Source organism: Pseudolysobacter antarcticus, from assembly GCF_004168365.1.
Taxonomy (GTDB): domain Bacteria; phylum Pseudomonadota; class Gammaproteobacteria; order Xanthomonadales; family Rhodanobacteraceae; genus Pseudolysobacter; species Pseudolysobacter antarcticus.
Genome location: NZ_CP035704.1, coordinates 3,025,417 through 3,039,788 on the forward strand (window position 1 = coordinate 3,025,417; position 14,372 = coordinate 3,039,788).

At 53.7% G+C, this 14,372-nt stretch carries 13 protein-coding genes and 1 pseudogene; 5 read left to right on the plus strand and 9 right to left on the minus strand.

The window, feature by feature from the left end; genetic code table 11:
- Positions 1–24 precede the first annotated feature (24 nt).
- The 9 genes from mddA to ELE36_RS12980 all read right to left on the minus strand — a co-directional run bounded on the left by mddA (position 25) and on the right by ELE36_RS12980 (position 7,701).
- Positions 25–795 (minus strand): methanethiol S-methyltransferase, encoded by a 771-nt coding sequence (gene mddA, locus ELE36_RS12940; RefSeq protein WP_129833940.1) that lies wholly within the window; start codon positions 793–795, stop codon positions 25–27.
- 151 nt (positions 796–946) lie between these two features.
- On the minus strand, positions 947–2,986 hold the full coding sequence (locus ELE36_RS12945; protein WP_129833942.1) for a choice-of-anchor Q domain-containing protein: 2,040 nt from the start codon (positions 2,984–2,986) through the stop codon (positions 947–949).
- 473 nt (positions 2,987–3,459) lie between these two features.
- Positions 3,460–3,966 (minus strand): DinB family protein, encoded by a 507-nt coding sequence (locus ELE36_RS12950; protein ID WP_242512265.1) that lies wholly within the window; start codon positions 3,964–3,966, stop codon positions 3,460–3,462.
- A 33-nt stretch (positions 3,967–3,999) separates the two neighbouring features.
- Positions 4,000–4,410: a VOC family protein gene (locus tag ELE36_RS12955; protein ID WP_129833944.1), complete on the minus strand. Its 411-nt coding sequence runs from the start codon at positions 4,408–4,410 to the stop codon at positions 4,000–4,002.
- 219 nt (positions 4,411–4,629) lie between these two features.
- Positions 4,630–5,310 carry an aspartate/glutamate racemase family protein gene (locus ELE36_RS12960; RefSeq protein ID WP_129833946.1) on the minus strand — a complete coding sequence of 227 codons (681 nt, stop codon included), beginning with the start codon at positions 5,308–5,310 and terminating at the stop codon, positions 4,630–4,632.
- 433 nt (positions 5,311–5,743) lie between these two features.
- Entirely contained in the window at positions 5,744–6,172 is a 429-nt protein-coding gene (locus ELE36_RS12965) for a GFA family protein (protein WP_129833948.1), read from the minus strand.
- Between the two features lie 275 nt (positions 6,173–6,447).
- Positions 6,448–6,744 carry a YdhR family protein gene (locus ELE36_RS12970; protein ID WP_129833950.1) on the minus strand — a complete coding sequence of 99 codons (297 nt, stop codon included), beginning with the start codon at positions 6,742–6,744 and terminating at the stop codon, positions 6,448–6,450.
- A 236-nt stretch (positions 6,745–6,980) separates the two neighbouring features.
- Positions 6,981–7,310, minus strand: coding sequence for a DHCW motif cupin fold protein (locus ELE36_RS12975; protein ID WP_129833952.1), 330 nt, complete (start codon positions 7,308–7,310; stop codon positions 6,981–6,983).
- 169 nt (positions 7,311–7,479) lie between these two features.
- Entirely contained in the window at positions 7,480–7,701 is a 222-nt protein-coding gene (locus ELE36_RS12980) for a DUF1737 domain-containing protein (RefSeq protein ID WP_129833954.1), read from the minus strand.
- Positions 7,702–8,155: 454 nt separating this feature from the next.
- Between ELE36_RS12980 and ELE36_RS12985 the strand changes: the two genes are divergently transcribed.
- From ELE36_RS12985 to ELE36_RS13005, 5 genes and pseudogenes are all read left to right on the plus strand, one after another.
- Positions 8,156–8,938: a hypothetical protein gene (locus tag ELE36_RS12985; RefSeq protein WP_129833956.1), complete on the plus strand. Its 783-nt coding sequence runs from the start codon at positions 8,156–8,158 to the stop codon at positions 8,936–8,938.
- Between the two features lie 343 nt (positions 8,939–9,281).
- Positions 9,282–10,064 (plus strand): hypothetical protein, encoded by a 783-nt coding sequence (locus ELE36_RS12990; RefSeq protein WP_129833958.1) that lies wholly within the window; start codon positions 9,282–9,284, stop codon positions 10,062–10,064.
- A gap of 264 nt (positions 10,065–10,328) precedes the next feature.
- The gene (locus ELE36_RS12995; protein ID WP_129833960.1) at positions 10,329–11,120 is read left to right on the plus strand and encodes a carbon-nitrogen hydrolase family protein; all 792 of its coding nucleotides are present in this window, start codon (positions 10,329–10,331) and stop codon (positions 11,118–11,120) included.
- Positions 11,121–11,432: 312 nt separating this feature from the next.
- Positions 11,433–11,552, plus strand: a pseudogene (locus ELE36_RS13000) (helix-turn-helix domain-containing protein); the annotation flags it as partial.
- Between the two features lie 229 nt (positions 11,553–11,781).
- Complete coding sequence (locus tag ELE36_RS13005; RefSeq protein ID WP_129833962.1) at positions 11,782–13,983, plus strand: autotransporter outer membrane beta-barrel domain-containing protein; 2,202 nt, start codon at positions 11,782–11,784, stop codon at positions 13,981–13,983.
- Positions 13,984–14,372: the final 389 nt, after the last annotated feature.

Sequence of the window (14,372 nt, forward strand, 5' to 3'; positions counted from 1 at the left end):
AAAAAACGAATTCGCTTTGCCGACTCAGCCAGCTACGTCGCTTTTATCTGCAGCCGCAGCATTCAACTGCTTCCGTCTTGGCAGCGGGAGGACCATTGGCACGCGTGTACGATAATTCCGATAAACATCGCCGAGCTTCTGCACCAGATCGTGCTCTTCGAGTCGAACGCCGATGAAGATGTATGCGCTCATCAGCAGCGCGAAAAGCAGACGCCCCTGAGTCATCACTGGTGCCGCCCAGCACACCAGCAGAAATCCCAGCATGATGGGATGCCGCACGAATCGGTAGAAGAACACTTCGATGAAAGCAGAGTCGGGTGCGGGCACATCGCGTGCTCGACGCCATGCTTGGGTGAGTCCGAAGAGTTCGAAGTGGCTGATCATGAAGCTCGACAGGAGAACAACCAGCCATCCCAGCGCATACATTACAAGCAAGACTTGAGCAGCCAGCGTGCCATGCAGATCCCAGACAGCTGTTGGCAATGGCTGCCATGCGACAAAAACGAGGAAGAAGAACAGACTCGAAAACAGGACGTAGGTGCTTCGTTCGATCGCGGTTGGCACGACGCTTGTCCACAACTGCTTAAAGGCCGGGCGCGCCATCACACTATGCTGGATGGCGAATGCAACGAGTACTGCGGTATCGACGATCAACGCAGTCCAGCCGCCAACACCCGCCGGGGCGCTGATCGATTTCGGTACGAACAAGTCGCCCACGAATCCTACTGCGTAGAGAAACCAGGCCAGGAAAAGCCCATAGCTTAGCAAGGCATACAGTCTGTAGAACAGATTCATAGATCCTCTCCAATATTGCTGCGTAGAAGTTTTATTTGAGCCAAGTGGCAGGTATCAGGGACGCTTTAAAACGCGCGTCAGTACATGGTCCGTTGACGGATAGAACGCTATTCTCTGGCGCTATCGGCATTGAACTGCGCAATACAAAAACTCATCTGCTTGCCCGCACGCGCAAGCCAGCTGCGGCTAACAGGGCGCCGAGCAAACCCAGCATCCATGTTGATAGAGCAGGTGTCGCCACAGGCACTGCGTTGACAACCAGACCGACAGTGACGCTCGATGGTGCATTAAGCGCATCGCCTGGGAACACCGCCGTAATCGAAACCATTCCAGGTAGCGGATAGGCGAGCGCGCAAGCGCCACTGCCGTTGACCACAGTCGCCACGCAGCTTTGGCCGCCGCCAGCAATGTTAACCGTGCCTTCGATGACTCGGTCCGGATTCAAGATCGACCCGCTAGTCAGCGTTACTGTAGCCTTGATTGCCTGATCCACCGTCGCCGGGCTCGGCACGAGATTCAGTTCCACAAATGTGGAGGTGCGGAAACTCGCAACCACCGTGCAGTCGGCGTTGACTGGATTGGTGGTGAACGTCGTGTCCACCAGCGTGCCGCCGCAAGTGCCGCCCACGCTCGCCACGAAGCCTCCATCCGGGATGACCGCAAACGTCACCGTTCCGCCCGCGGCGACGGTCTGCGGATTCTCCGAATTGATGATTCCATGCGCACCGCCAATCGGCGTGACGGTGAAGCTCGGCACCAAAGCGGTTGATTCGAAAGCACCGATATCGATGACGCCGTTGCGGCGAGGATTCTCTCCTGCATCGAGGGTGAGTCCCGGGGACAACGCAGAGTCGAGCCCGGCGTTGATCGCCGGCGAGCCGATGCCGAGACGATAGTCGAGGGGGCGAGCGAGGAAACGCGGATCGGCCTTGATCGTTCCAGGCGGGGACTCGTTAACCGAGTCGTTGCCGAAGCTGAGGTTGTTCGAGATCGTCACGGGCAAGGTCGGATCAATGACGAAACCGGCGTCGGTGTTGAAGGCAGTAATATTGTTACTGACAGTCAATTCCGCAACGCCGTTTCGTTCGGGGCTACCCTGGGTGACGATCCCACGGCGGCCATCGGCGACTGTGTTATTGACAATCCGCACATCGAGCGTTGAGTTACCCTGTGAGACGACGACGATGCCGCCGGCCTCGTCGCTGTTCCCAGTCTGGCCCGAAATAAGATTGTTCGTCACGAGCGCGCCAAGTCCAGCGGGCTGCCCGCCAATATCGGTGCTGCGTTCTGATCGCAGCAGAATGCCTGCGTTGAAATTCGAGCCGGTAATGCGGTTGCGATCCAGAAGAACGCTGATGTCCTTGAGACCACCACCGTCGGAAAGTATGCTTATGCCGGAATTGTTACTGGCAGAAAGGAAACGGATATCGTTGTCGACAATGTCAACGCGCACCGGTGAGCCGGATGACGTAATGTTGATCGCGTCGTCAGGTGAGTCGCCGTTCATCGAGAATCGGTTGTTGTCAATGGTCATCGTCCGCGTGCACGGATCCCCCCCCGATTCTGGCGCTTGGAAGCCCCTATTACCGAACCCGATATCATTGCCAATCACTTGCAAACCCAGGTCTGCGTGCACGCAGAAGGCTGTCAACTGACCGATAGACAGACCCCTCACGCTGAAGACGACTGGAGCGGTGTCGGCAATGACGCGCAACGACGTGAGCGCCGGCGATTGCCCGTCCGCCGCCTCCATGGTCAAACTCTTGTCGATGACATTAACCAAGGGTTCTGTGTTAAGTGTATTGAAGGCCAATGCGATGGTATCGCCCGACGCGCTCGCATCGATGCAAGCCTGCAATGTTGTGTCGCAGGGTGCAGCGCCCGGAAAGACGAACGTCGTAGCGGCATGACTCGTCGCTGAAAGCCCGAGTGCGATGCACGTCAGCAGCATTCTCGCCTGCAGACCAGCGACGCGCGATATGTTCAATTTTAGAAATTCGAGCAGCGTGAATAATTCGGAAAAGACCGGGCGCAACGAGGCACTACGGATCAGATAATTTCCGAAACCGCGCTCGACGTTGACCGACATCGACTTCCGGCAGCGAATTCCGACAAAATCGTACGAACGCGCTTCGGAAAGTCTTTGCGTTTCTGACTCGCGTACGGATCTTTGCAGCGTTTTACTTCGCATGTGGTGCACCTTCGAGCATGTCGGATTCGTCTTAACAGCGAAAAACGAAGTTCCATGCCGAATTACGACAATTGAATGTAATGCTGTCGCGTTGAACTACGGCCTACCAACAATTGATTGCGAAATCCTAATACCCACGACTGTTGTCGCTCAGGAAGTCACGACGGTTGCCCTATCCCACAAAATTTAGGCGTACATGAACGATCAAAAAGTGGCCTGCAGGAAATGCAACGCGCGCGCTTCGGTTGTTTTGCACATCAGGTGAATGTGACTTTGCTGATGACGCGCAAAACGAGGCTCAGCAGACGACTACGATGACGCGCAGCGTTTCCATACCGCCATCGCAATCATGCAAAAAGGGATTGTCTGCGACCTCAACCTTTCACATGAGCGCGCGAAATTGCCGGAATTCGCTGTTGCGACGCCCGCTGCTTGGAAGGGTTAGCCGCGATGGCAGCGCCTGCGAGAGCTTACTAGAAGCTCTGGGGAACGTCGCGCAGGAATACAGGCAAATCGGTTGCCGCTGGCGTTACCCCCGCCTGGTACATCATGTCTCCGACAAACCCGCGGTGGTAGGTGCCATGGTTGACGACATGCATAATCATCTCACTGCGTGTCATGACACCGTTGCCACCGCCGATAAATTCGAATTGAATTGGCTGGTCGAGATCGTCATTAGACAGCCTGTCGACAAACTCGATATACCACTGGTCCAATGCCTGGACAGCGCGCCAGAGGTCCGCGAGCGGAGGATGATCTGGCGTGTTGCGCGATATGTAGCCGTGCTCGCGAGCTTGCAGATGGGCTTGAAAGACGGAGTCTATGACGTAGACATGGTTGAGCGTGTGAACCATGTTGCCGAAGCGAGTCCGACGCTGTCGCACGGCCTCTTCGTAAGGAAGATCACTCACCATCGAGAAGATCAGTTCATTTGCCCAGGCTTTGTAGCGGACCAACATCCGAACGGTTCTGACAGACAAGATGACTCTCCTTGCGTTATGACGCGAATGGTTTCAGCTAGATGGCTGCAGGTCGCCCCGAAAAGCGATGTGGACTTTGTTTCCGTCAGGATCACGGAGGTACGCGCCATAGTAGCCGATACCGTATTGTGGGCGAGTTCCTGGAATGCCTTCGTCTGTTCCTCCAGCCAAAAGCCCTGCGGCATAGGCTCGATTTACCGCATCTAAAGATGGTGCTGTGAACGCGAGCATGCTGCCATTCCCGACTGTAGCGGGCTTTCGGTCGAATGGCAGATAAACGTAAAACCGCGGAAGTGGCGCAATTGTAGAGACCCAGCACGAGGCTGCGGGACCGCCGTCAGGAGTGACGGCACGCCTTTGAAGGCCAATAGGGATGAGCACGGAATCATAGAAGGCGGACGCCCTCTCAAGATCGCTGCATCCGACGGTGATGTGACTGAACATAGGGACGCTCTCTCGGATGGAGACGGTTGCTTGCTGCCTAGCGAAAAAGTTAAGCAGCCCGACGCAGTCGAGCCCACTTAAACGCCGGTTAGGTTGGCTGGTGAAGGCATAAAGTATTCACCGGGTCACCCGGGCTCTACTTTGCGGAAGAGAACGAATTGGTGAAGTGAATTCATGTCGAGTTTCTTCCAAATATCGATCGGGAGAGTTATAGACTTCTCATGAAAGAGCAAATTTAACTATTGAGTCGACATGAATTCTGGTCGTGTCAAATACAGGAATGTCAAAATCACGCTGGCTTATCAAGAGTGGAATCTCTGTACATCCCAATATAAGTCCTTCCGCCCCGCGCTCTACTAGCTCATTGACAATTGAAATATAGCGTCGTTTAGTGTCGTCCCTGATCAGGCCCCTGCCGAGCTCTTCTTTTACTGTTTCCTGAACATAGTCCCTAATTTTTTTATCTTCAGGGATCAGGACTTCGAGGCCGAATTCTTCCAAGCCTTTTCGATAGAATTCCATCTCCATAGTAAATATTGTTCCCAACAGTCCTATACGTGCAACTTTTTTTTCTACAACAGACTTCGCAGTCTCCGTGACAATATTTATTATTGGAAGACCCACTTGTGATTGAAGACGGCTAGCAAACATATGCGCAGTATTGGCACAAAGTGCAATAGCCTCGCTGCCACTCCGTTTCAGGCTTTCACAGGCTTCTAGTAGAAGTTCATAGGAATTGTTCCAACTCCTATCTTGGACATCTGCAAAGTTCAGAGAATAGATCATGCATTCTGCAAAATTCAATCCCCCAAGCCTCGCATTTATTTCTTCATTAAAGAATCTATAGTAATCCAAAGTTGAAACCCAGCTAATTCCGCCGACTAGTCCTACTTTCTTCATCTCGACTCCTCCGCACTGTTCCCGTAAAAAGCTCAATCAAATTAGAATAAGAGTTAGAGATGCAGTGTGCTATCCGCGATCGATGAGCATAAAAAATGCTCATCTTCAAACAGCGTTGGTCAACCTGAATTTTACTCTCCACCTTATACTCCGATTTGGAAATATCCGGTGCGATCGGTCATCCATACCAGCGGTGACTCTAGGCAAAGGGATTCGTTGCTGTAATGAAAAATAACTCCTAGCACTCAAGTCCGCGGTATCCACGCATGCGTCCGCGGACAATACGAACACTCCGTACTTGCGACGCGCCATTCGCTACGCGGACGGCATCAGGATGCTTGCTCAAAATCTGAACCAAAGAGGCAACGTTTTCGCTGAAGCGAAATCGCGTCTCGTTCAAGTGATTCGCCGAAAGTGAAGTTCATAACTTTTTTCACTCGGGCATGACTTCGCCGGACCCACCCAGTTCAGCCGGAAAATCCTTCAGCTTGAGCAGCCCGTCTTTCATCGGATGCACGGTTTGGGCGTAGTTCACATGTATTCCAGGCGCGAACGCGAAATCCGGAATGGTCGCGGCATACACGTCGATCAAGCCGAACGTCGGATGGTCAGTCATGAGATGGCCGCCGCATTGCGCGCAAAATTGCCGATCACTCATTTTGGTCTTGCTAAAATGACTGATCAGTTCTGCACCTTTTGTGATTTTCACTTTCTCAGGCTTCCACAGCGTGAATGCATTCACCGGCCCAGCCGACCACGAACGGCAAGAATCGCAGTGGCAATAACCCATTGCCTCGGGCTTACCAGTTACTTCAATTTCCACTGCACCGCAGAAACAGGTGCCAGTATGTTTGTGGGTCATGTTTTCTCTCCGCCTCGGGATGATGCAACGCTCGCCGTTCCACTTGTTCTGAATAGCCGGTCGATACCGTATAACGATCTTCTCTGTGCGTTCACGACATCACGAGAAGAAAATGGAATGAAACGACTGTCTCGCTTGGAAATTAGTGCCAGCGCTTCTGCCATTCTGTATCAGGGAAGCACTGATCGAAATTTAGCCGCTACACGATGAGCGGTAGTTGCCTACAGTAACGTTGCCTCAAGGGAATGAAGGGTTAATTGCGCAGACGGTGAGGCCTAGGGCGGCGGATTCTCGATCAAGGCTGCAATGCTGACGAACTCCACGCTTGGGGCCACGCCATAGAGACCTGCCACGCGCTCGGTAAGCTCTGCGGTAAAGAATGCTCGTGCCGCATCCTCCGTTTCCCAGACGTAGAAGTTGAGCGCCTCCCTTCGCTGCGGATCCACAGTGAAAGCCTTGGAGCGCAAGCCTGGCAGATTTACAAACTTGCCCCGCGCTGCGTCGGCGACTTGTCGCACACGCGCTTCACTGAAGTCATTTCCGTAGCGGAAACGCACCAAAACTCCGATCATGCTGCATCTCCTAAAAATAACGTCTTCTTGACCTGCGAATATCGGGGCCGGTTGCATGTGACCGCAGGCATAATTGGTGGGCTGCTTGTTATCGGTTTCGTCTAGCAAAAAAAAGTACCCGGCAGTCGCGATCGGCCCGAGTCAAGAGCGATTACACCTGGAGGAGAGGAACTACCCTTCAGTTATATATAAACGAGTTTTTCTATCGGGATGCGACAAGTGCGTAGGCATGTCTCTCAGTCGACAATAAAAAGCTTGGCGCCTACGGCTGTGTAGGAGCGATGAGGTTCTGCGTTGTCTGCGACTTGGTAGCTCATGCCGGGCTTTAGCGTGAACTTTCTTCCGTCTGCCAATTCCGTGTGCAGCTCGCCTTCCATGCACAAAAGGATGTGCCCCTTTACGCACCAGTGGTCGGCGATGTAGCCGGCCGTGTATTCGACCTTTCGAACACGGATAGATCCAAAGTTCATGGTGCGCCAATGAGCGACGCCGCTTTCGCCATTGCGTTCAGTTCGCTCGATTTGGGACCAATCGGTGATGCCGAAAGGGATGTCTGAGATTTGCAACTTTCACTCCTGATGAGCTCGGCTGACGTACTTTGTTGCGAGTCGCAACGGCGGTGATTTACCTAAAAGGTTTTCTACAGCCTCAAGGTTTGAATTAACGTGGCGCCCGCGGCAGCGGAAAGTGCACGCCAGAATCGGCTCGATCATATTGTTGCCTCGCGCGACCTTCTCACTTGAGGCCGTTGATCGGCGCTTGCACGGATGGCCATACGACCGCTTGAGCCACTATGACATTATGGCCATTGAACGTTGCCGCGGGTGAGCCGTACAGCAGATAACCCAAGGCCAAGGCGTCGCTGACCTTTTGACAAAACGCAGCATTGTCAGCGCCGGTGAGCACGCGGTAAACGGGCAAACCAATGGGTGAGAGCGGTGATTTCTCGGTAGACATTGTATGGGTGAAATCAAGGTTGGAAGAGCGATGCGACGCGCCAGCGTGACGACACTTAATCGCTGTCGCGTAATGGCGGAGCCCTCGCTGTCGGCTTCTCGAAAAAAAGCACGGGCCGATTGCAAACGGCCCGTGCAAAGAGCGTTTCCACCCCGGGGAGGGAAGAAACGCACGGGCCGATTTTGGCAGCCCATGCAAAGAGCGATTCCACCTGGAGGAGGGAACTGCCTTCAGTTATATAAACGAGTTTTTGTATCGGGATGCGACACGTACCTCAGGCGGAGCGCTTGAACGCATCGCGGTTGAAGTTGCTTCAGCGACTGACGAAACATGCATGAGCTTCGATAGTCGGCGCATCTTGCGCGTGCGGAATGGCATTGTCTGCAAATGTCGTAAAAGGTCCTTCAAATTCGTTCTACGGTGCTATTCACCCACCAAAGGACGCATCACGACGATGAAGAACAAGATTGATCTTTCGGGCATGCTTATGACCGTTGCGAAATTCTCGGCCTGCTTGCTGCCCCTTGCACCACTACATGTCGTAGCGCAGGTTGTTGATACATCGTTTCACAACTCGAATTTACGTGATGGCACATTGCTGCGTGATCCCGGCAGTGACGCTCCGCTCTCGTTTCTAGTGGACGAATCATTCGATCAAGTCGCGCCGCCGGTACTCCCCCAAGGCTGGAGATCCACCGCCACCAACTGGCAGACCGTCGAGGATTTAATTGCGATCAGTGCACCGAACGCGGCGCACGTTTTTGAGCCACCGTTCATCTCCGACAATTTTCTCTTTGCACCGGCATTCATCAGTGTGGCCCATATGCAACTCAGGTTTAAGCAACGGATGGACATAGAATACAGTAAGGCAGCGCCTGATTTCGCGTACGACGGCGTTGTCCTCGAGATCGCGGGTTCACGCAACGGCCCTTTCTTTGACATCGAAAATAAGGGAGGAACCTTTGCAAGCGGCGGTTACACGCATCTTATTTCGATCAGCAACAATCCGCTCGCGGGGCGAAATGTCTGGAGCGGTCTCGTTCCCGACTACAAGGACGTTGTCGTCAATTTACCGCCGTCGTTAATCGGATGTCTGTTGTTCGTGCGTTGGAGAATGGGCACCGATGGAGACCTCGTCGGCGCCGATGGCTACTATCTCGACAACGTCCAGTTCGGCGTACCCAATGAATATATCTTTGCAGATACATTTGAAAAAACGCCGCAAGCCTGTTTGTAATACGAAGACCGGCGACATTCTGTGTTGACCCTAGCTTGCGAGCGAAGAAAGCTTATGGGCTTCCCCAAGCGGTTTAAGTGAAATTGTGCGGTGCATATGGGAACGCCGATGCTCGACTGAACGAAATTAACTGTTCGCATTGGTAAGTCGTTACATGCCATTCGCGGTTAATGGGGGCTTGAACACATCGCAGTTGAAGTTGCTCCGGCGACTGACGAAACGTGCATGAGCTTCGATACTCGGCGCCTCCTGCGCATGCAATGACATCGCCTGTAAATGTCGTAAACCGCCTTTCAAATTCGTTCTACGGTGCTATCCACCCACCAAAGGACGCATCACGACGATGAAGAACAAGATTGATCTTTCGGGCATGCTTATGACCGTTGCGAAATTCTCGGCCTGCTTGCTGCCCCTTGCACCACTACATGTCGTAGCGCAGGTTGTTGATACATCGTTTCACAACTCGAATTTACGTGATGGCACATTGCTGCGTGATCCCGGCAGTGACGCTCCGCTCTCGTTTCTAGTGGACGAATCATTCGACCAAGTCGCGCCGCCGGTGCTCCCTCAAGGCTGGAGGTCCAACGCCACCAACTGGCAGACCGTCGAGGATTTAGGTGCCAGCAGTGCACCGAACGCGGCGCACGTTTTTGAGCCACCGTTCATCTCGGACAATTTTCTCTTTGCACCGGCATTCATCAGTGTGGCCCATATGCAACTCAGGTTTAAACAACGAATGGACATAGAATACAGTAAGGCAGCGCCTGATTTCGCCTACGACGGCGTTGTCCTCGAGATCGCGGGTTCACGCAACGGCCCTTTCTTTGACATCGAAAATAAGGGAGGAACCTTTGCAAGCGGCGGTTACACGCATCTTATTTCGATCAGCAACAATCCGCTCGCGGGGCGAAATGTCTGGAGCGGTCTCGTTCCCGACTACCAGGATGTTGTCGTCAATTTACCGCCGTCGCTGATCGGATGTCCGTTGTTCGTGCGTTGGAGAATGGGCACCGATGGAGACCTCGTCGGCGCCGATGGCTACTATCTCGACAACGTCCAGTTCGGCGTACCCAATGAATACATCTTTGCGGACAAATTCGAAGTCACTCCGCAAGCTTGTCTATAGTGCGAATAGCTGGCGAAACTCTGGCTTTGGCCCGGTTCAACCCGAATGCTTCGTCGTGTACTGGGGCAACGCGATGCAGAGAGGTACTAGGCGTGGCCCGACGGTGAATTCATTCGATCTCGATCGACCTGCTTGCCGCTCCGCCGCATAGCTCGGCAGAAGGTCGCCAGCTCGCTGGGTTAGTGATTGTTTTGAGTTCCTGGGAATTTGATTGGTGGCGCCCCACGCTCGTCATAATCAACTGAACCAGCCGCAGGAGATCAATTGAAATTTTCCATTTGCCAACTTCCAAATGGGCTCTCGCCGAATCACCCGGCGTGGTTCGATCTCCTCTCGCGGATTGAGCAGCAGCGGCCCGATGTCGCTGTCTTGAACGAAATGCCTTTCGGTGGCTGGCTCGCAAAAAAAAACAAACTGGAGTCCGATCTTGCATCAGCCAGTGTGTACGCGCATGAATGTGCGTTGTCGGCGCTGCATGAATTGCCAAGCGCTGTGATTGGTTCCCGCCCGATATGCGGACCGCAGAAGCTATCCAACGAGGCTTTTCTATTGGCCGACGGAATCTACACGCCTGTTCACCACAAGCATTATTTCCCGCAGGAACCGGGCTTTTACGAAGACACTTGGTTCGCGCCGCAACGGCCAGGTTTTGATGTAGTCGATTTCCGTGGCCTGAAAATTGGTGTTCTGCTGTGCACGGAATTGATGTTCACTGAATGGGCGCGCCATTACCGGAGACAAGGTGCTCACGTGCTTGTGGCGCCTCGGGCGAGTGGTACGTCGATGCATTTTTGGGATACGGCCGCCGCGATGGCAGCCATCGTTTCCGGTTGCTACGTACTCAGCTCCAACCGCGTATCGGTAACGGGCGACGTTGACCCGTGTTTCGGAGGGCGTGGTTTTGCCTACTCTCCCACGGGGCAGTTAATCGCCGAAACCTCATCCTCGATTCCGCTTGTGTGTATAGACATCGATCTTGCCCGTGTGACGGATGCACAACAAAACTATCCTTGCTATGTGCGCGAATTGAAATCAAATTCCGCCATCGTTTCGTAACTGGCTGTACTAAATACGAGCCAGCTCTGTATGGACAATACTTGTCCTATCTCGGTGAGAAACACGTTGCGCGCAAATACGCCGGACATCTTGTTGTTATGCCAGTGGAGACGGTGGCTGATTTAGGCCGAAACTTGAATTGGGTTCACTTTTGTTTGCTGTGTTTATCCCAATGACGATATCGCCAACATATGTTGGCGATCGCTTAAAACTGACCAGATGAGCTAGCTAATTTACGCTCAAATTTGACCAAGGTGTTCAACCTATTCTGCTGAGTTTCGCAGCAGGAATGACTCGGTGATCACCATTAGTATGTACGCCAAGATTCGCCGGATGCATTTCCGGGAGAAGCTGTCGATCAGCGAGATCGCAAGACGGACCAGCCTATCGCGCAACACCATCAAGAAGTGGCTCAAGCAGCCAGAACGCGATCAACTCATTTATACAGTTGGGCAATAGCAGAGCTGAATGTCGACGCGATGCTATAGCAGCCAGCGGCACAATCTGGCCCCGCAAATTCTCGCCCACCTTGCCGCCGTCATTTCCGAGATGTCGCAATCCGCATCAACAACTCGTTGTACGTTGGTATCGATGAGCTTGCCTCAGACGAGCCCTTGGATACCGGTTGGTATTCGACTAGTGAATTGACTGGAGTCACTGAATGACCAGAACACCTTGCTTCCTTCGTTTTCTCTGCCTTGCTGTCCCGCTAATGTTGGTGGCCGAATCAGCATTCGCCTGGGTAGGCGTGGGCCCTGATTCCTCATGCGAGGTGCGCACAATCCAAGCCGCGATCGATCGCATCATCTCGCGACAGGTTCATGGTGACTTTGTCGATCCTCACATCGTCGTGGCGGGAGGCTCATTCAATGAGGCACTGCAAATCAATGCCGCTGGCATAAGTGGCGGGCGCGCCATCCTGACATTGACCGGCGGTTACGACTCCGGATGCCACGGTCCGCAGATCGGTAGCGCTACTACCATCAACGCGACGAATCGTTCGCGCCAGGTAGTGGCGGTGAACGGCACCATCGCGCTATCTCTCGATTCGTTGCAGCTCACCGGCGCGAGTTCGACAGGCAACGGTGGCGGGATCGGCTTTGGTGGTAATGGAACATTGGATGTGACTAATGTTTCTATCTTCGGCAATCACGCGGCGTACGGCGGAGGCATTTTTGCCAACGGGCAGTCCACCCTTTCTGTCACCCTGCATTCACCGACGTTGATTTACGGCAATTCAGCAGATCATGCTGGTGGTGGCATACGAATCCAGGGACAAACGCAATTGAGCATGCTGGATGGCAGTCATATCTACAGCAATGCGGTGAATACCACCGATTCCGACGGAACGGGTGGAGGCCTGCAGGTAGTCTCGCCGGCGTTCGCCAACATCCAATCCGGGACCATCACAAACAACACTGCCAGGTACGGTGGCGGCGTCGCGGTTAACGGCAGCCTCGCCGACGTAATTTTTGGTACGGAAGCAGGCGGCCATCCCAGCGAAATCTCTTTCAACACGGCAGCCAATACGGGTGGCGGAGTGTTTGTCAGCAAAGGGTCGCTACTGTGTGGGCAATGCCAGATCAACAGCAACGCTGCGCAGGAAGGTGCGGCAACTTATGTAGATGTAGGCGGCGGAGGCCTTGCGATCAACCGCGGCAGCGTCAATGACAACATCGCCCGCGCTCAAAGTGGCGTCGCCACGAACGGTTCAGCCATGCTGACACAGACAAATTCAGGATTCGGGATTTATAAAACCGAAGTGCGTGGCAATACCGGTGGGCATGTCTATCACGGATTCGCCACCGGTGACGGCTCGGCGAAATTCGCGGATGTGCTGATCGCGGAAAATCAGGTTTCCGGCAACTTGTTTGTGATGGATGAAAAGGGCGAGGCCGATGTTCGGCGTGTGACCGTCGCCAACAACAATATTGGCGGCGCCAGTGTTTTTTCCGTTCCTGGCAATTTCACGTTGATCGATTCGATCGTGTGGCAATTCGTGAAGACTACACTCGATGGCCATGTCTCCGGTGACACACATGGACTGAATATCGAAAATTTGATCACTTCGGAGACCGCTTCCTTGACTGGCTTTCCCGGCATCCTCAATGAGGATCCCCGATTCGCGGCACCGGCCAGCGGCGACTATCATCTGACGCGCTTTTCGCCGGCGGTCGATTACTCAGCGTCGCAGCCTGACGTTGACCTAGATGGCTTCTCTCGCACCGTTGATCTGGCGTACGTGCCCAATCGTTACGGCCCGCTTGATCTTGGTGCCTACGAGTTGCAGGCCGTGTTTCCGCCCGACGAAACATTCGACGAAGTGACGCTGCCCGCGTTGCCGACCGGCTGGATCAATACGACAGCTCCGAACAACATCGTTGGTTGGCACACCGTCGCGACAGACGCTACAGGCTTAGGCAAGGCTGCGTTCACGGAAGATACCTATAACTCCACCGACAAATCGTTGCAGACACCCATATTCCAGGTGGGATCGAATGGACGAGTTACGTTTCATCATAAGGTCATTCTGGAACTGAGGAATGATGGAAACGCTGCCGACGGTGTCGTACTCGAAATCTCCATTTCCGGGGGCGCATTTACAGACATCATTGCGGCTGGAGGTAGTTTCGTCAGCGGTGGTTATGACCACACAAAAACCGGTTGCAACTTCTGCGCCTTGGACGGCCGCGCAGTCTGGGGTGGCACGAACTCGGGTTATCAAAGCGTCGTCGTTAATCTGCCATCAGCGGCGAACGGGCAGCACGTGAGCTTGCGCTGGCGCATGGGCACCGACTTCCTTGGCGGGATAGTCGGGGGCGGATACTGGCTGGACGATGTCCATGTCGACTTGAACAATTAACCTTCCAACACTCCGATCTTCTCAGACGACATTGAGTGATCGGCTTGGTAGTGAAGTTGGTAGTGATGCAAGTTTCGTGGCCACACTGGTTCTGAATTGTCGGCCCGCAACGTAGAACGATCGTCTGAATGCGTTCGATACATCAGTAAAGAAAATGGAGAGGGCTGGCCGCGCGCTTGGAAATTCGTACCAGTGCGCGGCCAGCGTTGAAAGAAACGAGAATACTCAGTAGAGATTCACTTCGAGCTTACCGCCGCCACTCGCTTGGCATTTACAGGAAATCGCTTAAGGGATAGCTAGATCACTGATTGGCGTCAAGAAAGCAATGCATGTGTAGTTGTTGGGTGCAACTCATGACACTTGGCCGCGTCGGTTTGATTCGATCCTTC

Excerpts from the sequence above, each read along its gene's own strand:
- ELE36_RS12945 (WP_129833942.1), bottom strand. The coding sequence starts at position 2,986 with ATGCGAAGTAAAACGCTGCAAAGATCCGTACGCGAGTCAGAAACGCAA.
- ELE36_RS12955 (WP_129833944.1), bottom strand. The coding sequence starts at position 4,410 with ATGTTCAGTCACATCACCGTCGGATGCAGCGATCTTGAGAGGGCGTCC.
- ELE36_RS12970 (WP_129833950.1), bottom strand. The coding sequence starts at position 6,744 with ATGATCGGAGTTTTGGTGCGTTTCCGCTACGGAAATGACTTCAGTGAA.
- ELE36_RS12980 (WP_129833954.1), bottom strand. The coding sequence starts at position 7,701 with ATGTCTACCGAGAAATCACCGCTCTCACCCATTGGTTTGCCCGTTTAC.
- ELE36_RS12990 (WP_129833958.1), top strand. The coding sequence starts at position 9,282 with ATGAAGAACAAGATTGATCTTTCGGGCATGCTTATGACCGTTGCGAAA.
- ELE36_RS13005 (WP_129833962.1), top strand. The coding sequence starts at position 11,782 with ATGACCAGAACACCTTGCTTCCTTCGTTTTCTCTGCCTTGCTGTCCCG.
- ELE36_RS12965 (WP_129833948.1), bottom strand. The coding sequence starts at position 6,172 with ATGACCCACAAACATACTGGCACCTGTTTCTGCGGTGCAGTGGAAATT.
- ELE36_RS12985 (WP_129833956.1), top strand. The coding sequence starts at position 8,156 with ATGAAGAACAAGATTGATCTTTCGGGCATGCTTATGACCGTTGCGAAA.
- ELE36_RS12960 (WP_129833946.1), bottom strand. The coding sequence starts at position 5,310 with ATGAAGAAAGTAGGACTAGTCGGCGGAATTAGCTGGGTTTCAACTTTG.
- mddA (WP_129833940.1), bottom strand. The coding sequence starts at position 795 with ATGAATCTGTTCTACAGACTGTATGCCTTGCTAAGCTATGGGCTTTTC.